Raw genomic sequence first — 16,807 nt, forward strand, 5'->3', positions numbered from 1 at the left:
CCGATGACAGGAGACGGTCCGGAAACGGCCGGGGGCGCGGGACGGCGCCGAGCCGAGCTGGTCGCCGACATCGCGGCCATCGCGATCCCGCACAGCGGCCCGCTGCGCGACAGGTCGGAGTTCAGGGAGTCCGCCGCGCTCAACCGGCCGTCCATCCTGCGCAGGGTGGCGGCCGACCTGGCGCCGCGGGTGCCGCGCGAGGCGGAACGGCTGGTCGCCGCGGGATGGGGCGCCGCGGTCCTGGCGACGGCCCTGTCCCTGCACACCGGCCTCCCGCTGTCCGTCGCGGCTGATCCGGAGCCGGGCGCCGCGCCACCGGTCCTCGCCGATGGGGACCTGGACGCGGGACGGCCCGTCGCGCTGGTGGTCGCCTCCACGACCGGCGACGCCGAGGTCGCGGCCCGGGTCGCCCGGCTGGAGGAGCCGCTGCCCCACGTCGTCGCCGTGCTGTCGCTGCTCGCCCCGGAAAGGCCGGGCGCGTCCGGCGGCGCTAACGTCCCCGCGCCCGCGCCCAGGGCGGCACTGCTGACCGAAGAGGAACTGGCCGTATCGACCGCAGGAGGCCGAGCATGAACCAGCCGCACACACGTCCCGAGACGCTCGCCGCCGTCCGCCGGCTCGCCGGGGCCGGACCGGAGCTGGACCCGAGCCGGTCCGCGGAGGCGACGGAGACGGTCGGCCGCGCGCTGGCCGAGGCGGTCCGGGCGTTCGCGCCGGAGGTCCTGCTCACCTCCGGCGAGGGCGCCGACGCGGTGCTCGCGCACATCGTCGCGCGGGAGCTGGGGGTCCGCGCGGCGCCCTTCTACCTCGAGGAGGGCGTCATCGAGGTCGACGCCGCGCTGATCCGCGGGCGCCGCGTCGTGCTGATGGTCGCCAGGGGCGTGCGCCCGCTGCGGCTGAGCACCATGCACTCGTTCGTGGCGACGCACGACGCGGAGTTGGCGGGCATCGTCGAGGTCATCGGCTCGCCCGGCGCGGCCGCCGAGGTCCCGGTGCCGTACGCCGCCCTCGTGGACGAGCCGGCGCTGTCCTCGGACGAGGGCCGATGAGCCCTGACACCAGGGAACGCCTGGAACATGACGTCCAGGATCTGGCCGCGCACGTCGATCCGCAGCGGGTGGCCGGGCTCGTCGAGGATTTCGCCGCCCTCTCCGAGGACGACGGCCCGGGAGTCACCCGTCCGGGCTACAGCCCGCTCGAACGCCGGGCGCACGAGGTCTTCTCCGCGCACATGACCGGCCTCGGCCTGCGGGTGTGGTCCGACGCGGCGGGCAACACCTACGCCGAGCGGCCGGGCCGCGGTGAGCCGGGGCTCGGGGCGCTGGGCACGGGCTCGCATCTGGACAGCGTGCCCGGCGCCGGACGCTTCGACGGCATCGCCGGTGTCGTGGCCGCGATGGAGACCGCCCGGATCCTGGTGGAACGGGACGCGGCGCACGCCCGCCCGCTGCGCTTCGTCGCCTTCGCCACCGAGGAGGGCGCCCGGTTCGGGCAGGCGTGCGTCGGCAGCCGCATCGCCGCCGGCCTCACCGGCGCCCGCGACCTGCACGCCCTCCGGGACGCGGCGGGCACGACCCTGGCCCGCGCCATGGAGGAGGTGGGCCTCGATCCCGCGCGCGTCGAGGACGCCCGATGGGACCCCGCCCGATGGAGCGCCTTCGTCGAGCTGCACATCGAGCAGGGCACCGTGCTCGAAGGCCTCGGCGTGCCCATCGGGGTGGTCGACACCATCTCGGGCAGCACCCGGCTGCGGCTGACGTTCACGGGCCGCGCCTCGCACACCGGCGGCACCCCCATGCACCGGCGGGCGGACGCCCTCGCCGCCGCGGCGGAGTGCGTCCTGCTGGCCGAGCGGCTGGCCAACGACCCGCGCCACCGGGGGACCCGCGCCACCGTCGGCAGTCTCGACGTGTCGCCGGGGTCGATCACCACCATCCCGGGCGAGGTGACGATGGCGGTCGACATCCGCGACATCGACAGCGACCGGCAGCGGGAGACCGCCGCGGAGTTCCTCGCACGGTCGCGGGAGCTGTGCGACCGGCGCGGGATCGGGCTGCGCGCCCGGGAGCTGGCCGACGCCTCGCCCGTCGTCCTGCCGGTCTGGATCGCGGACGCGATCGGCGCCGCCTGCGCCGCGCTGGGGGTCGGCCGCACCGGCCTGGCCAGCGGCGCCAGCCACGACAGCCAGATGATCAACCACATCGTCCCGACCGGAATGATCTTCGTGCCGAGCCGGGACGGGCTCAGCCACACGCCCGAGGAGTGGACCGAGCCGTCGGAGCTCGCCACCGGGACCCGCGTGCTGCTCGCGAGCCTGCTGGGCCTTGACCGGCTGCTCGCACCGCTCCCGCAGGGGAGCGGCACGTGACCGCGGGCCCCGGAGGCGGGCGGCTCGCCCCGCTCGCCCTCCCCGGACCGGTGGCGCCGACCTGGGACCACGCCGAGGTCGTCGGCCACCACCCGGTCGGCGACCGGTACCACCGGATGCGGCTGAAGGCGCCCACGATCGCCGCCGCCGCGCGGGCGGGGCAGTTCGTCATGGTCACGATCCCGGACGCGACGGGCACCCGGGCGGTGCTGCCGAGGCCGATGGCAATCCACCGCCGTCTGCCCGGCGAGGGTTGCGTCGACATCGTCTACGGCGTGCAGGGCGCGGGCACCCGCGCGATGACCGGCACCGGGATCGGCACCCGCGTCCAGATCGTCGGGCCGCTGGGGGTGGGGTTCGCGCTGTCGCCGGACACCACCGGGCTCCTCCTGGTCGGCCGCGGCATCGGCGTGTGCTCGGTGACGACCTCGGCCGAGGACGCCGTCCGCGCCGGTGTCGAGGTCACCGCCGTGGTCAGCGGGCGCGGCCCGGACGCGCTGGTCGGCTCCGGCGACCACCGCGAGCTGGGCGTGCGGCGCCTGATCGAGGTCACCGACCGGGACGGGAGCAGCGCACCGGACGCCCTGGCCGCGCGCCTGCGCCGGACGCTCGACGCCGCGCCGCCGCAGCAGATCTTCACCTGCGGCTCCGAGCGGCTCGCCGAGATGTGCGCGCGCCTGGCCGACCGGTGGGGCGCCCGGGTCCAGGTGTCGCTGGAGGCGCACATGGCCTGCGGCCTGGGCTACTGCCACGGCTGCGCCACCGCGGCCCGGACCGCCGCCGACGAGAGCCCGCTGATCTGTGCCGACGGTCCGGTGTTCGAGCTGCGCCCCGCGGAGCGGGCCCATGGCTGACACGCTGATCCGCGGCGCGCCCCGGGACGTGCTCGTCCGGGACGGCATCGTCAAAGCGGTCGGAACCGGCCTGCCGCCCGGCGGCGCGGACGTCGTCGAGGCCACCGGGCAGGTGCTCCTGCCGGGCCTCGTCACCGCCACTTTCCTGCGAGGCAGGCCGACCGTCCTGGACGGAACCCTCCGCTGATCGGCGAAGGGCACGTCCACGGGAGGAAAATCGGGTGCGGCCCGGGGTGCGGCGGGGTGACCATGGAGGATGAGCTGGGACGTTTCAGGGAACCCGGAGGAGTTCCTCGCCGCCGCGGGTGGGTTCCTGTACGCGGATCCGGTGCGGAACACGGTTCTGCTCACCGTGACGGAGACGCTGCGCGTGCGCGGGGTGCACGTCTATGGGGATCTCGACCCTTCGTTCGGATGGTGGCGATCGGGTACGGGGGAGGTGCGCGGGGCGTTCGTGCACACGCCGCCGCGTGCCGTCCAGTTGAGCCCGATGCCTGAGCCGGCGGTCCGGGAACTGGTGGAGGTCCTCCCGGATGAGGTGACCGGTCTGGGCGCCGAGGCGGCGGTGGGGCAGACTTTCGCGGCGGCCTGGGAGCACCGGACGGGGCGCGCCGGCGAAGTGCAGTTGCGGGAACGCCTCTACCGCTTGGAACGGCTCGAGGCTCCCCGGGTGCCGGGCGAGGCCCGCCTGGCGACGAGCGACGACCGGAGGCTTCTGCTGGCTTGGCTGGCGGCCTTCAGGGAGGACGCGGGGCTGCCGCACGGTGTGAATCCCGCCGTAACGGACGACAAGCTCGACTACGGCGGCTACCTCCTGTGGGTGGACGGCGAGCCGGTGTCGCTGGCAGGGAGGACGCGCGTCGTCGCCGGGATGGCGCGGGTCGCTCCCGTCTACACGCCGCTGGAGCGTCGCCGGCTCGGGTACGGGGGCGCGGTGACGGCGGCGGCCACGCGGGCGGCCCTGGACGCGGGCGCGCGCGAGGTGGTGCTCTTCACCGATCTCGCGAACCCGACGACCAACAGCCTCTACCCGCGGCTCGGCTACCGCCCGGTGGCCGACGTGCTCCAGTTCGCCTTCCGCGGCGGTTCCTGAGCTGCGGGCGGCGGGTCGGGGAGAGATGGCCATTGCACCCGTCCCGCGCCGAGAATATTCTTCTCTACGGGGAGAAGATCATTCTTCCGGTGGGGACGCGGCGAGGAGGGCGCATGGCGGTGCGACGGGAGCGGCGGGACGAGGACGGCGATCCGGCGAGGGCGGTCGAGCCGATGACCCCGACCTGGCATGCGCGGGCCACCCCGGACGCGCCCGCGATCATCATGGGGACGAGCGGGGAGGTCGTGACCTTCGCGCAGCTGGAGGAGCGGTCGGTGCGCTTCGCCCGGGCGCTGCGCTCCCGCGGTCTCCGGGCGGGCGATCACATCGCGATCCTCATGGAGAACAACCGGGCGTATCTGGAGGTCGCGTGGGCGGCGCAGCGGTCGGGCCTCTACTACACCGCGATCAACAGCCATCTGCGTCCCGGTGAGGTGCAGTACGTGCTGGAGGACTGCGGGGCCACCGCGCTGGTGACCAGCGAGGCCATGGCGGACGTGGTCGCCGGCCTGGACCTGTCGCGGATCCCGGTCCGGCTGACGGCGGCGGGCGGGCTCGCGGGCTTCGACCGCTACGAGGACCTGCTCGGCGCGGAACCCGCGGACCCGCTCCCCGACGAGTGCGAGGGGCGCGAGATGCTGTACTCGTCCGGCACGACCGGGCGGCCGAAGGGCGTGCGCAAGCCGCTGCCGCGCACGCGGCTGGGCGATCCGGAGTCGGCTCCCGTCCAGATCGCCAAGGGGCTCGTGATGCAGGGCGGCGGGGCGGGCTCGGTCTATCTGTCGCCCGCTCCGCTGTACCACGGCGCGCCGCTGGTGTTCTCCATGTCGATGCACCGGCTCGGCGCGGCGGTCGTGGTGATGGAGAGGTTCGACGCCCTGCGCTGCCTGGAGCTGATCGAGCGCCACCGGGTGACCCACGCGCAGTTCGTCCCGACGATGTTCATCCGCATGCTGCGGCTGCCCGCGGAGGAACGCGATCGCTTCGACCTGTCGAGCCTGGCCATCGCCACGCACGGGGCGGCGCCGTGCCCGGTTTCGGTGAAGCGGCGGATGCTGGACTGGTGGGGCCCGATCATCCACGAGTACTACTCGGGCACCGAGGACGTCGGGCACACCTCCATCACGCCCGAGGAGTGGCTGGCCCACCCCGGCTCGGTCGGCAGGCCGGCGCAGGAGTGCCACATCGTCGGCGAGGACGGCCGGGACCTGCCGCCCGGCGAGCCGGGCACGGTGTACTTCGCGGGAGGCCGGTCGTTCGAGTACCACAACGACCCGGAGAAGACGGCGTCGGTGACCAACGACAGGGGCTGGCGCACCCTCGGCGACATCGGGTACCTGGACGAGGACGGCTACCTCTACCTCACCGACCGGCGGGCGCACATGATCATCTCGGGCGGGGTGAACATCTACCCGCAGGAGGCGGAGAACGTCCTGGTCGGCCATCCCGCCGTGGCGGACGTCGCGGTCATCGGCGTGCCGGACGAGGAGATGGGCGAGGCCGTCAAGGCGGTCGTCGAGCCCGCCCAGGGCGTGACGACGGGCGCCGGGCTGGCCGAGGAGATCCTCGCCTACTGCCGGGCCGAGCTGGCCACCTACAAGTGCCCGAGAACGCTGGACTTCGTCGACGAGCTGCCCCGCGATCCCAGCGGCAAGCTCTACAAGCGCCTCCTGCGCGAACGCTACGGGGCCGGCGGGATCGGGGTGGCGGGCTGACCGCGCACCCCGGCGCCCCGTCCTACACCGCGGGCTCGGCGCTGCGGGCGGGCGCGCTCGGGCCGGTCGCGGCGGGCTCCACCAGGTGCGTCCTCAGGTCGTCGAGGACGCCGGGGGAGAGGCCGGCCCGGGTGAGGAGGTAGCGCTCGACCGAGCCGTGCTCCTCGCGCAGCACGGCCAGGGCTCCGGCCATGGCCTGGCGCGACGCGCCGAAGACGGCGAGGTACTGCCGCTCGTCGATGCCCGCCTTCGCGAGCCGTTCCCGCATCCTCGCCATCAGGGGTTCGCTGTAGTGGGCGGCGCTGAGCTCGTAGTCGTCCAGCACCGTCTCCTCGTCCACGCCGAGGACCGTGAGCAGCAGCGCCGAGCCCAGGCCGGTGCGGTCCTTGCCGGCCGTGCAGTGGACGAGCGCGGGCAGCCGGGCCGGGTCGGCGAGCCCGGTCAGCAGCCGGCCGAACGCCGGGGCGTTGTGGTCGATCATGGCCCGGTACACCCGGGCCAGGAAGTCCGCGGGGATCTCGGCGAACCGGCCCTCGGCGAACAGCACGCCGAGGCCGCTGGTCTCCTTCGCGCCGCCGCCGATCGGCAGCGCCTCCCGCGTCAGTCCGGCGGGCAGCGCGGACGGGGAGTGGGCGCGCTCCTCGTCGGTGCGCAGGTCGTACACGCGGCGCAGGCCGAGCTCCCGGACGGCGGCGAGATCCGCCGCGGTCAGCCGGTGCGGCGCGTCCGAACGGAAGACCCGGCCCCAGCGGGTCCGCCCGCCGCCGGAGGTGGGGTAACCGCCGAGGTCGCGGAAGTTGGTGGCGCCCTCCAGCGCGAGAACCCGTTCCGGCTGCATCGTTCCCTTCCCGTCGAGCCGCGGTACCGGGGAGGCCCCGGTCCTCGGGCGGACGCGACGCCGCGTCCGCCCGGCACCGTGCGCGCGGTCAGCGCGCGTTCTTCGCCGCCGACCTGGCCGTGGTCACCGGCTCGGCCAGCCGCTCCTCCTCGATGGTCCGCTGGAGGTTGTCCAGGGTCTCCTCCAGCCCGGGGCCCTGCCGGGAACCGGGGGTGAAGGTCGCCGGAAGCTTCTGCATGCCCTGGATGACGCCGATCGTCTGGTAGTGGACCGTGCCCTCGGGCTCGCAGCGGTAGTCGGGCATCCGGTCCATCACCTGGACGACCATGCGCTTGAACACCGTGCGCGCCAGGTTGGACCCGATGCAGCGGTGGATGCCCAGGCCGAAGCCCAGGTGCCGGTTGCCCTTGCGGTCCATGACGATCTCGTTGGGGTTGTCGAAGATCGCCGGGTCGCGGTTGGCCATCGCCCAGGACAGCCAGACCCGCTCGCCCTCCGCGAACCGGGTGCCGGCGATCTCGCAGTCCTCGGTGATGGTGCGCGCGTCGCCGGGCGCGGGGGTGAAGAAGCGCAGGAACTCCTCGGTCGCCGGGTTCAGCAGGGTGTCGCGCTCGCGCGACAGCCGCTCCCGCTCGCCGGGGTGCTCCGACAGCCACTCCAGGGCGTGCGCGGTCAGGGCGGTGGTGGTGTCGAAACCACCGCCGATGAGCAGCGCGATCACGCCCAGCAGCTCCAGGTCGTCGGGCCTGTTGCCGTTGATCTCCGCCGTCACCAGCGCGTTGATCAGGCCCGGCCGCGGGTTCTCGCGGATCGCCCCCATCTCGGCGGCCACGTCCCCGAACATCGCCGACTGCTGCTCGCGCACCTTCTGCATCTCGGGCGTGTTCGGCGGCGTGTAGACCGAGGCGTGCGTGGGCTCGCTGTACATGTGCCACTTGTGGACGGAGATGCCCAGCATGCCCAGGGTGATGACCGCGGGGACGACGTTGGCCAGGTCGTCGACGAAGTCGATCCGGCCCGTCTCGATCCGCTCGTCCAGCGAGGCGCGCACCACCTCGTCGATGATCGGGATCCAGCGGTTCACCGCGGAGGGGGACAGGTAGGGGTTGAGGGCCTGCCGGTAGTGGCGCTGCTCGGGCGGGTCCATCTCCAGGAAGCCGCCGCACACCGGGGGCGAGGGGTTGGGGGCGGGGACGGTGATGCCCTTGTACCCGTGGCCGAGGCTGCCGTTCACGTCGTGCTCGTTGGACAGCAGTTCGGCGGACCTGGCGATCTCGAAGACCTGCTGGGCGCCCGCGGCCACCCAGTGACCGCCGTGGGTGTCCGACCAGGCGACCGGACACTTCTGCTGCATCTCTTGGGTGATGGTCTCGAACTGCTCGCGGTACTCGGGGGTGTGCCGGTCGAAGGCGTAGCGGTTCTTCTTGCGGTCCTCGTCCACGCTCACGGGGCTCCTCTCTGAGACGGCTTTCGGGCCATGGGGGCGGCGGATGATCTCGGGGGGTGGAAGTCAGGAGATGGCGATCGCGTGTTCCCGGCGGAAGCGGACCGCCGCCCGGATGTGCTCCTCGTGCGCCCCCGGCGGCGGGTCGTGTCGACCTGTGCCTGCACGGTCTTCCTCCCGGGGCGTGGCGGTCCGGGCAGGCCGAGACGCTCTGAGGGCGCTGCCGACCGACAAGAATACCCCTTTCCGATACCGAGAATATTACTCTCGGGAAAGGTCGCTGCGGAACCCCCCGATCACGGGGCGATCTGGGCGTCTTCGCGACCGCCCGCGGTATCGGGTGCCGCGTCAGAGGTACCGATGCCCGCCGGCGGGCCGCATCCGAGTTGTCGGTGGCGAGCACTCCTCACTGTGCGTGCGAGGAGAACGGGATTCTACCGACGCCCTTCTCAGGCGACGAGGGGAGCGGCCGGGAGGGCTCAGCTCGGGCCGCCGTCGCCGGTGAGCCCCGGCGGCACCCAGCTCGGGGGACGCTTCTCCATGAACGCCTTCATCCCTTCGCGCGGCTCGGGCGATTCCTCCAGGGCCCAGAACATCGTCTGGTAGTCGATGACCCCGTAGCGCTCGTTCAGCATCCGCTTCACGTGCATGCGGGTCATGGGCGGGGTCTGGAGGATCTCGGCGGCGGCGTGGTGCGCCGCCTCCTGGAGCTCCTCGTGGGGCACGACCCGTGAGATGACGCCCAGCCGCTGGGCTTCGGCGGCGTCGAACCGGCGCGCCGACAGCAGCAGGTCGCGCGCCACGGCCACGCCGACATGGGCGGGCAGGACGGCGGCGAACGTGGCGTCGGGAATGCCCCGCAGCAGTTCCGGGGCCCGGAACACGGCCCGGTCGCTGGCGACGGCGATGTCGGCCAGCATGGCGATCAGCAGCCCCCCGGCCTGGCAGATGCCGTTCACCGCGGCGATCACCGGCGCCCGGCTGTCGCGGATGGTGAGGAAGGGCAGGATCTCGTGGCCGATGTCGGGCACGACCGCGTCGCCGGGTTGGTCCCGGCCGCCCAGATCCCCGCCCGGGGCGAACACGTCACCGGTTCCGGTGATGATGAGCGCCGCCAGATCGGGATCGCCGTTGACCAGGCGCACGGCGCGCTTGATGCCGAAGTACATCGCCGGGGTGAACGCGTTCCTGGCCTCCGGCCGGTCGATGAAGCACCAGCCGATCGGCCCCCGGCGCTCGAAGCGCAACCCGGCGGCGCCCAGATCGTCAGCCACTCGCCCTCACCTCTCCACCCTGATTGAATCTTTGATTCTTTATGTCATATTCGACTTTACGCCCCGGCCTCGTGCGGGGCGCGGCCGCGCGGTGCCGGGCCACCGCTACGCGACCGCCGGCATGATCTCTTCGGCCACCCACTGGGTGTAGTCGAAGTACTCGTCGATGTGCCGCAGCGGGGGGATCGGCACCGAGCTCATCGTCACGCCCAGCTCCGCGAACCAGCCGAGCCGGTCGATGATCTCCTGCCCGGTCATCCCCGGCCGGGCGCGCGGATCGTCCCGCACGGCGTGGCCCTCCCCGACGCGCGAGGTGGCGAAGCCGTAGAAGACCTCGGTCAGCCTGCCGGCGTAGTCGGGCTGGGACCTGATGAACTCCAGCCTGGCGGGGATGTCCTCGGGTTTGGTCAGGAACGGCCACCAGCCCGAGGCGTAACGGCCGGCGCGCCTGAGCACGGCGTCGGCGTCGCCGCCGAACCACACCGGCACGTGCGGGGACTGGACGGGCTTGGGCTCGAACGCGACGTCGCGGAAGGAGACGTACCGGCCCTCGAACTCCGGTTCCTCCTTGGTCCACAGCTCGATGATCGCCTGGACGTACTCCTCGCTCATCGCGCCGCGCTCGTGGAAGGGGACGCCGAGCAGGTCGAACTCCTCCTCCAGCCAGCCGACCCCGAAGGTGACGGTGACCCGGCCGCCCGACAGCCAGTCGATGCTGGACAGCGCCTTGGCCGTGACGATCGGGTGCTGCGCCGGCAGGATCGCGATGCAGGAGTTGACGCGGATCCGCTCGGTGGCCCCGGCCAGGTAGGCCATGGCCGGGTAGGCGCTGAAGTAGTGCGGCCCGGACAGCTCGACGTGGGCCCTGGGGATGATGTGGTGCTCGGGCACGCTGATCATGGCGTAGCCGAGCTTCTCGGCCCATCTGGCCAGGCGCGTCTGGTCCGCGCCCGTGACCGCCGCCTCCCACGGCTGGCAGGTCGCCTTCAGTCGCAGCAGGTGCGGCATGGCGAATCCCAGCTTCACGTTTCCTCCCGCTCGGTTCCGTCACGCGAGGCGGCGCGCCGCTCCCGCATGCATATGCGGCTCTTGGGTGCGAGAGTAGTGTTCTCCATATGAAGAGCGCTCATATCGAGAAGGTCGCGCTGGTCACGGGCGCCAGCCGGGGCGTCGGAGCGGCGACCGCCCTCGCCCTCGCCGGCGAGGGGTACGCGGTGGCGTGCGCCGCCCGCGCCACGCGGGAGAGCCCGCAGCGCACCCCCGGCACTCTCGATGACGTCGTCGACCGGATCCGCGCGGCCGGCGGGACCGCGGTCGCCGTGCCGGTCGACCTCTCCGTCCGCGACCAGGTGACCCGGATGGTCGAGCGGACCGTCGCCGAACTCGGCCGCCTCGACGTGCTGGTCAACAACGCGGCGGTCACGTTCGTCGGCGACCTCGACATCCCGCTGCGCCGCCACGACCTGGTGATGGCGATCGATCTGGACGCCCCGCTGCAGGCGATCCGCCACGCCGTCCCGCACCTGCGCGCCGCCGGCGAGGGGCGCGTCGTCAACGTCTCGTCCCTGGCGGCGCTCAAGCCGGTGCCGGGCCTGATGTCCTACGGCATCGCCAAGATCGCGCTCGAGCGGATGACCGTCGACCTCGCCCGGCAGCTCGCCCCCGACCGCATCGCCGTGAACTGCTTCCGGATCGACGTGCCGGTGGCCTCCGAGGGCACGCTGGCCAACATGCCGGGCGTCGACCACAGCGGCTGGGAGGCGCCCGCGGTCGCGGCCGAGGGGATCGCCTGGATGCTGCGCCGGCCGGCCGGCTACTCGGGACGGCTCGAGAGCATGGCCCACCTCGCCCATCGGGAGGGGATCATGCCGACCGTCGCGGCCTGGCCGCTCCCGCCGACCGAGGTGTTCACCGGTGTGTACGACCAGCAGGACACCGCGTTCGTCGACGGGTGAGGTACGGGTCGATCGCCGTCCCGGCATCGTGGCCTCCGCGGTGCCCGGTCAGGTGAGCGCCACGCCGCCGTCGATCTGCAGGATCTGACCGGTGACGAAGGCGGCCTGGTCGGAGGCGAGGTACACCGCCGCCGCGCCGATCTCCTGCGGCCTGGCGGTCCCGCGGTCGAGCGCGGTCGTCCGGCGGAACGCGGCGCGCTCCTCCGAGCGGCTGGCCCCGGGCCGCGTGAACAGTCCGGTCCGCGGGTGGAAACGGCTGCCGGAGCTGGTCTCCCCGGCGAGGTCCTCGGGGACGGTGCCGTAGGGCGCGATGGCGTTGACGGTCACGCCGGACTTGCCGATCTCCAGTGCGAGGACCCGGGTGAAGGAGTGCACCGCGCCCTTGGCCGCCGAGTACACGGCCATGTACGGGTCGCCGATCAGCGCCGCCATCGAGCCGATGTTGACGATGCGGCCGCCGCCCTGGCCGAGCATGTGCGGGAGCACGCGGTGGGTGCAGCGGAGCGTGCTCATCAGGTTGATGTCGAGGTCCTCGCGCCACTGCTCCGGGGCGGAGGAGACGAACGGCGTCACCGCGGCGTTGCCCCCGACGTTGTTGACCAGCACGTCGACCCGCCCGAACCGGCCGATCACGTCGGCGACCAGCCCGTCCACCTCGTCCTCGGAGGTCACGTCGGCGGCCCGCCACAGCGCCTCGGCCGCGCCGCGTTCGCGGGCCGCCTCGACGACCCGCGCGCCGGCCTCGGCGTCCCGCCCGACGACCACCACGCGCGCCGCCTCCTCGGCGAAGGCCAGCGCCGTGGCCCGCCCGATGTTGGCGGTCGCCCCGGTCACGATGACCACCTTGCCGGCCAGCCCTGTGCGCACCTGTCCCTCCCAGCCTCAGAACGCGATTCTTTGTCACCGGAACGTATGTGATCACAGGACGGTGCGCTCCTTCAAGTGCGTCGAATGGCCGTTCTTGGAGGAGAGAATGTTATTCTCGGAGCGCTGCTCCGCAGGTACGCGCTCGAGGAGGACGCCGGTGAAGGCCCTACGCTGCTCAGTCCACGGTCCCCTGGACGGCCTCACGCTGGAGGAGCTGGCCGATCCCGCGCCCGGCCCCGGGCAGGTCGTCGTCGACGTGCGCGCCGCCGCGGTGAACTTCTCCGACATCCTCATCGTCCAGGGGACCTACCAGGTCAAGGCGCCCGTCCCGTTCACCCCCGGCAGCGAGTTCGCCGGCCGGGTCGTCGAGGTCGGGCCCGAGGTCGAGGGGTTCGCCCCCGGTGACGCGGTGTCCGGCTCGACGTTCGTCGGCGCCTTCGCGGAGCGCGTGGTGGTGGCCGCGTCCAGCCTGACCGCGCTGCCGCCCGACATCGACATGCGCGCGGCCGCGGCGTTCGGCGTCGCCTACGCCACCGCCTACCACTCGCTGACCCTGGTGGCCGAGCTCGGCAAGGGCGAGACGCTGGCGGTGCTGGGCGCGGCCGGCGGCGTCGGCCTCGCGACCGTCGACCTCGGCCGGCTGCTGGGCGCGCGCGTGATCGCGGTCGCCTCGTCCGCGGCCAAGCGCGAGCTGTGCCTGGCCAAGGGCGCCGAGACCGCGCTGCCCTACGACGACCTGAAGCGGCGGCTGGCCGACGCGGGCGGCGCCGACGTGGTCATCGACCTGGTCGGCGGCGAGCACGCCGAGCCGGCGCTGCGCGCGATGCGCTGGGGCGGCCGCTTCGTGTCCGTCGGCTTCGCCGCGGGCGAGATCCCGCGCATCCCGCTCAACCTGGTCATGCTCAAGGGCGTCACGGTGCGCGGCTTCGAGATCGGCGGCTGGGGCCGGCGCGACCCCGAGGCGCTGCGGCGCGGCCGCGCCGAACTGGCCCGGCTGTTCCACGCGGGGGAGTTGAAGCCGCACATCCACGCCGTCCACCCGATGGAGCGGGCGACCGAGGCGATGGCCGCCGTCGCGAACCGGGCCTCCGCCGGCAAGGTGCTGATCGTCCCGGACGGCGGGGACGACCTCTGAGACCCCGTCCAGGGTGAGCGCCCTGGACGGACCGTTCCCGTGGCGGTGAGCGGTCGCCGGCGACGGCATCGTGCGCGCCGCCGGCGACCTCGGTCACCGCGCCGAGTCGGTTCGCCGGGTCACCCGCGAACGGGCCCGGAACGCCGCCTCACCGGCCCGTCCACACCGGTTTGCGCTTCTCCACGAACGCCGCCGCGCCCTCGATGGCGTCCTGGCTGGAGAACACCGACGCCTGCAGGTCCTTGTTGCGTTCGGCCGCCCGCGTGGCGTCGGTGACCGCGAGCCGCACCAGCTCCTTGATGGCCGCGAGCGCCAGCGGCGCGTTCCCGGCGATCCGCTCCGCGATCTCCACGGCGGTGTCCAGCACCCGCTCCGGCGCCGCGACGGCGTTGACCAGGCCCAGCTCGAAGGCGCGGCGGGCCTCGATCGGGTCGCCGGTCATCGTCATCTCCAGCGCGATCGCCAGCGGGATGCGGGTGCCGATGTTGGTGCCGCCGCCCGCCGGGTACAGGCCCCGCTTGACCTCGGGCAGGCCGAACTTGGCGGTCTCGGCGGCCACGATGACGTCGCAGCCCAGCAGCAGTTCGAGCCCGCCTCCGACCGCGGTGCCGTTGGCGGCCCCGACCACGGGCACCGCCAGCTCGCCCTGCGCCAGCCGCATGAAGCCCGCCATGCCCTCGGCCGAGGCCGTGCCGCCGCCGCCACTGGCGAACTCCCGCAGGTCCATGCCGGAGCAGAAGATCCGGTCGCCCGCGGCGGTCAGCACGACGGCCCGGATCTCCGGGTCGTTCTCGGCGTCGAGCATCGCGCGGCCGATCCCGTCGATCAGCGCGACGTTGAGGGCGTTGCGCGCCTCCGGCCGGTTCAACCGGACGATCAGCACCGCGCCGCGCCGTTCCCTGAGCAGCTCGCCGGTCATGACGCGTACCCGCTCGACTCGGCCAGGTCGGCGGCGTCCTTCATCAGGTCGAGCACGATCGGGCCGAACGCCAGCAGCTTCTCGTCGTCGCCCGCCCGCTGGAAGCCCTGCTCCAGCACCACGCCCAGCTTCCACTTGGCCAGGACGAGGTAGTAGTCGATGTCGTCGACCTGCCGGCCCGACACCTCGGCGTAGTGCGCGAGCAGCTGCTCCTTGGAGGGCATCCCGCGCAGGTCCTTGTAGCTGGACTCGGACGCCTCCGGCGCGTCGGTGTCCTCGGGCCAGCCCTGCAGCATCCAGCCCAGGTCCAGCTTGGGGTCGCCGACGGTGCCCATCTCCCAGTCCACCAGCGCCGCGAGCCGCGCCGGGGCGCCGTCCTGGAACATCACGTTGGCGAACTGGTAGTCGCCGTGCATGATGCCGGGGATGTAGTCGATCGGCCGGTGCGTCCGCAGCCAGCCGGCGGCCTCCTCGAAGCCGGGCAGCTCGCGGCCCTTGATCCGGGTCAGGAAGGCGGTCCAGCGGTCCACCTGGCGCTCGTGGAAGCCGTCCGGGCGCCCGAGGTCGGTCAGGCCCCTGGCCCGCCAGTCCACCTTGGACAGCAGGGCGATGCCCTCGGCGAGCTGGTAGCCGAGCCCGGCCCGCGCCTTGAGGTCGCTGCCGAACGGCTCGGGCCAGGTCTTGCGGCCCATGGGCGACCAGCCCTCGACGAACCCCATGAGGTAGAAGGGGCGGCCGAGCACCGAGGCGTCCTCGCACACCGCGACCGCCTTGGTGTGCGGCACCTCCGTGCCGTCCAGCGCCTCGACGATCCGCCACTCCCGCAGGATGCCCTTGTCCCGGTCCGCGGGCGCCTCCGGCGGCGGGATCCGGATGACGCAGCGCTCGTCGCCCCGGATGATCTCGTAGATCTCGTTCTGGGTGCCGCCGGAGAGGAAGCGGTGCTCGATCGGGGCGCCCTTGCCGGGCAGCCCGGCGGAGTCCATCCAGCCGGCCAGCCGTTGGAAGTCGATCACAGGTTCCCCACTTCGTGTTCGAGGTACTCGGCGAACTTCGCCTTGGCGGCCTCGGCCTTCCTCGGGATCCACTCGGTCGGCCACTGGTCGCCGCTGGGCTTGTAGCCGCGCAGCACCTGCTTGGCCACGGTGACCTTGTGCACCTCGGTCGGGCCGTCCGCCAGGCCCATCACGCCCGCGCCGTGGATCATCTGGAAGAACGGCATCTCGTTGGTGGTGCCGAGGGCGCCGTGGACCTGCATCGCCCGCCAGGCGATGTCGTGCAGCACCGTGGGCATCACGACCTTGGCCGTGGCGATGTCCTTGCGGACCTTCCGGTAGTCGTTGTACTTGTCGATCTCCCACGCGGTGTAGAGCACGAACAGCCGGAACTGGGTCAGCTGCGCGTAGGAGTCGGCGATGTAGCCCTGGACGAACTGCTTGTCCGCCAGGCGGCTGCCCTGGGTCTCACGGGAGAGCGCGCGCTCGCACATCATGTCCAGGGCCTTCTGCGCGAGCCCGATGGTGCGCATGGCGTGGTGGATGCGGCCGCCGCCGAGCCGGGTCTGGGCCACGGCGAAGGCCTGGCCCTCACCGCCCAGCAGCGCGTCCGCGGGCACCCGCACGCCGTCGTAGTGGATGAGCGCGTGGAAGCCCTCGTTCATCGCCTCGCCGTACAGGCCGACGTTGCGCTCGATCTTGATGCCCGGAGTGTCGGTGGGCACCAGGAACATCGACATGCCCTCGTACCGGCTCACCTCGGTGTCGGTCACCGCCATCACGATGAGGAACGAGGCGACCTTGGCGTTGGACGAGAAGTACTTCCAGCCGTCGATGACCCACTCGTCGCCGTCCTTGACGGCCCGGCAGGTGAACCGGGTCGGGTCGGCCCCGGCCTGCGGCTCGGTCATCGAGTAGCTGGAGAACATCTCGCCGTCCAGCAGCGGCTGCAGGTAGCGCTCCTTCTGCTCCGTCGTGCCGTAGTGCGCGATGATCTCCGCGTTGCCGGTGTCGGGCGCCTGGCACCCGAACACGTGCGACGCCCACGGCGAGCGGCCGAGGATCTCGTTCAGCAGCGCCAGCTTGAGCTGGCCGTAGCCCTGCCCGCCCAGCTCGGGCCCGAGGTGCGTCGCCCACAGCCCCTGCCGCTTCACCTCGGCCTTGAGCGGCTCCAGGATCCTGCGCTTGGTGTCGTCCCTCGGGAGGAAGGTCTCATGCCCCCACAGCTGATCGAGCGGTTCGACCTCCTCGCGCACGAACTCGTCCGCCCAGTCCAGCTTCTTCTGGTACCCGGGCTCGGTCTCGAAGTCCCACCCCATTGCGCCTCCTCTCGCGTCGTGAGAATATACT

17 protein-coding genes are annotated in these 16,807 nt (G+C 72.8%); 9 read left to right on the plus strand and 8 right to left on the minus strand.

Annotated elements, in window-relative coordinates:
• Positions 1-3 precede the first annotated feature (3 nt).
• From ACFPZN_RS11670 to ACFPZN_RS11700, 7 genes are all read left to right on the plus strand, one after another.
• Positions 4-573: a type I phosphoribosyltransferase gene (locus ACFPZN_RS11670; RefSeq protein ID WP_378281890.1), complete on the plus strand. Its 570-nt coding sequence runs from the start codon at positions 4-6 to the stop codon at positions 571-573.
• Positions 570-1,049, plus strand: coding sequence for a hypothetical protein (locus tag ACFPZN_RS11675; RefSeq protein ID WP_378281891.1), 480 nt, complete (start codon positions 570-572; stop codon positions 1,047-1,049). Before ACFPZN_RS11670 ends, ACFPZN_RS11675 begins: the two co-directional genes overlap by 4 nt.
• Positions 1,046-2,368, plus strand: a complete 1,323-nt coding sequence (locus ACFPZN_RS11680; RefSeq protein ID WP_378281892.1) for a Zn-dependent hydrolase — start codon at positions 1,046-1,048, stop codon at positions 2,366-2,368. Before ACFPZN_RS11675 ends, ACFPZN_RS11680 begins: the two co-directional genes overlap by 4 nt.
• Positions 2,365-3,222: an iron-sulfur cluster-binding protein gene (locus ACFPZN_RS11685; protein ID WP_378281893.1), complete on the plus strand. Its 858-nt coding sequence runs from the start codon at positions 2,365-2,367 to the stop codon at positions 3,220-3,222. Before ACFPZN_RS11680 ends, ACFPZN_RS11685 begins: the two co-directional genes overlap by 4 nt.
• The gene (locus ACFPZN_RS11690) at positions 3,215-3,409 is read left to right on the plus strand and encodes a hypothetical protein (RefSeq protein WP_378281894.1); all 195 of its coding nucleotides are present in this window, start codon (positions 3,215-3,217) and stop codon (positions 3,407-3,409) included. Before ACFPZN_RS11685 ends, ACFPZN_RS11690 begins: the two co-directional genes overlap by 8 nt.
• 69 nt (positions 3,410-3,478) lie before the next feature.
• Complete coding sequence (locus tag ACFPZN_RS11695; RefSeq protein WP_378281895.1) at positions 3,479-4,315, plus strand: GNAT family N-acetyltransferase; 837 nt, start codon at positions 3,479-3,481, stop codon at positions 4,313-4,315.
• Positions 4,316-4,428: 113 nt separating this feature from the next.
• Entirely contained in the window at positions 4,429-6,030 is a 1,602-nt protein-coding gene (locus tag ACFPZN_RS11700; RefSeq protein WP_378281896.1) for an acyl-CoA synthetase, read from the plus strand.
• Between the two features lie 22 nt (positions 6,031-6,052).
• Here ACFPZN_RS11700 and ACFPZN_RS11705 read toward each other — a convergent pair whose 3' ends face one another.
• From ACFPZN_RS11705 to ACFPZN_RS11720, 4 genes are all read right to left on the minus strand, one after another.
• The gene (locus tag ACFPZN_RS11705) at positions 6,053-6,868 is read right to left on the minus strand and encodes a tyrosine-protein phosphatase (RefSeq protein WP_378281897.1); all 816 of its coding nucleotides are present in this window, start codon (positions 6,866-6,868) and stop codon (positions 6,053-6,055) included.
• A gap of 88 nt (positions 6,869-6,956) precedes the next feature.
• Positions 6,957-8,315: a cytochrome P450 gene (locus tag ACFPZN_RS11710; protein ID WP_378281898.1), complete on the minus strand. Its 1,359-nt coding sequence runs from the start codon at positions 8,313-8,315 to the stop codon at positions 6,957-6,959.
• Between the two features lie 476 nt (positions 8,316-8,791).
• Positions 8,792-9,586, minus strand: a complete 795-nt coding sequence (locus ACFPZN_RS11715; protein WP_378281899.1) for an enoyl-CoA hydratase/isomerase family protein — start codon at positions 9,584-9,586, stop codon at positions 8,792-8,794.
• Between the two features lie 105 nt (positions 9,587-9,691).
• Positions 9,692-10,612, minus strand: a complete 921-nt coding sequence (locus tag ACFPZN_RS11720) for a TIGR03619 family F420-dependent LLM class oxidoreductase (RefSeq protein ID WP_378281900.1) — start codon at positions 10,610-10,612, stop codon at positions 9,692-9,694.
• Between the two features lie 89 nt (positions 10,613-10,701).
• Here ACFPZN_RS11720 and ACFPZN_RS11725 point away from each other — a divergent pair, with 89 nt between their 5' ends.
• Positions 10,702-11,541, plus strand: coding sequence for an SDR family NAD(P)-dependent oxidoreductase (locus ACFPZN_RS11725; RefSeq protein WP_378281901.1), 840 nt, complete (start codon positions 10,702-10,704; stop codon positions 11,539-11,541).
• A 48-nt stretch (positions 11,542-11,589) separates the two neighbouring features.
• Here the strand turns inward: ACFPZN_RS11725 and ACFPZN_RS11730 are convergent, their stop codons facing one another.
• The gene (locus tag ACFPZN_RS11730; protein ID WP_378281902.1) at positions 11,590-12,408 is read right to left on the minus strand and encodes an SDR family NAD(P)-dependent oxidoreductase; all 819 of its coding nucleotides are present in this window, start codon (positions 12,406-12,408) and stop codon (positions 11,590-11,592) included.
• A gap of 157 nt (positions 12,409-12,565) precedes the next feature.
• On the opposite strand from ACFPZN_RS11730, the gene ACFPZN_RS11735 reads away from it, so the two are divergent.
• Positions 12,566-13,543, plus strand: coding sequence for an NADPH:quinone oxidoreductase family protein (locus ACFPZN_RS11735; protein WP_378281903.1), 978 nt, complete (start codon positions 12,566-12,568; stop codon positions 13,541-13,543).
• Between the two features lie 148 nt (positions 13,544-13,691).
• Here the strand turns inward: ACFPZN_RS11735 and ACFPZN_RS11740 are convergent, their stop codons facing one another.
• From ACFPZN_RS11740 to ACFPZN_RS11750, 3 genes are read right to left on the minus strand one after another with little or no spacing between them, the layout of a single operon-like run.
• Positions 13,692-14,462, minus strand: a complete 771-nt coding sequence (locus tag ACFPZN_RS11740; RefSeq protein WP_378281904.1) for an enoyl-CoA hydratase-related protein — start codon at positions 14,460-14,462, stop codon at positions 13,692-13,694.
• Positions 14,459-15,478: a phosphotransferase family protein gene (locus tag ACFPZN_RS11745; RefSeq protein WP_378281905.1), complete on the minus strand. Its 1,020-nt coding sequence runs from the start codon at positions 15,476-15,478 to the stop codon at positions 14,459-14,461. The genes ACFPZN_RS11740 and ACFPZN_RS11745 overlap by 4 nt, the downstream gene beginning before the upstream one ends.
• The gene (locus tag ACFPZN_RS11750) at positions 15,475-16,776 is read right to left on the minus strand and encodes an acyl-CoA dehydrogenase family protein (RefSeq protein ID WP_378281906.1); all 1,302 of its coding nucleotides are present in this window, start codon (positions 16,774-16,776) and stop codon (positions 15,475-15,477) included. Before ACFPZN_RS11750 ends, ACFPZN_RS11745 begins: the two co-directional genes overlap by 4 nt.
• Between the last annotated feature and the right edge of the window lie 31 nt (positions 16,777-16,807).

The sequence above is a fragment of the Actinomadura rugatobispora genome, from assembly GCF_042656285.1.
In the GTDB taxonomy this organism is placed as follows: domain Bacteria; phylum Actinomycetota; class Actinomycetes; order Streptosporangiales; family Streptosporangiaceae; genus Spirillospora; species Spirillospora rugatobispora.

Coding starts and splice junctions, on each gene's coding strand:
- ACFPZN_RS11670 (WP_378281890.1), top strand. CDS start 4: ATGACAGGAGACGGTCCGGAAACGGCCGGGGGCGCGGGACGGCGCCGA.
- ACFPZN_RS11675 (WP_378281891.1), top strand. CDS start 570: ATGAACCAGCCGCACACACGTCCCGAGACGCTCGCCGCCGTCCGCCGG.
- ACFPZN_RS11680 (WP_378281892.1), top strand. CDS start 1,046: ATGAGCCCTGACACCAGGGAACGCCTGGAACATGACGTCCAGGATCTG.
- ACFPZN_RS11690 (WP_378281894.1), top strand. CDS start 3,215: ATGGCTGACACGCTGATCCGCGGCGCGCCCCGGGACGTGCTCGTCCGG.
- ACFPZN_RS11695 (WP_378281895.1), top strand. CDS start 3,479: ATGAGCTGGGACGTTTCAGGGAACCCGGAGGAGTTCCTCGCCGCCGCG.
- ACFPZN_RS11700 (WP_378281896.1), top strand. CDS start 4,429: ATGGCGGTGCGACGGGAGCGGCGGGACGAGGACGGCGATCCGGCGAGG.
- ACFPZN_RS11705 (WP_378281897.1), bottom strand. CDS start 6,868: ATGCAGCCGGAACGGGTTCTCGCGCTGGAGGGCGCCACCAACTTCCGC.
- ACFPZN_RS11725 (WP_378281901.1), top strand. CDS start 10,702: ATGAAGAGCGCTCATATCGAGAAGGTCGCGCTGGTCACGGGCGCCAGC.
- ACFPZN_RS11740 (WP_378281904.1), bottom strand. CDS start 14,462: ATGACCGGCGAGCTGCTCAGGGAACGGCGCGGCGCGGTGCTGATCGTC.
- ACFPZN_RS11750 (WP_378281906.1), bottom strand. CDS start 16,776: ATGGGGTGGGACTTCGAGACCGAGCCCGGGTACCAGAAGAAGCTGGAC.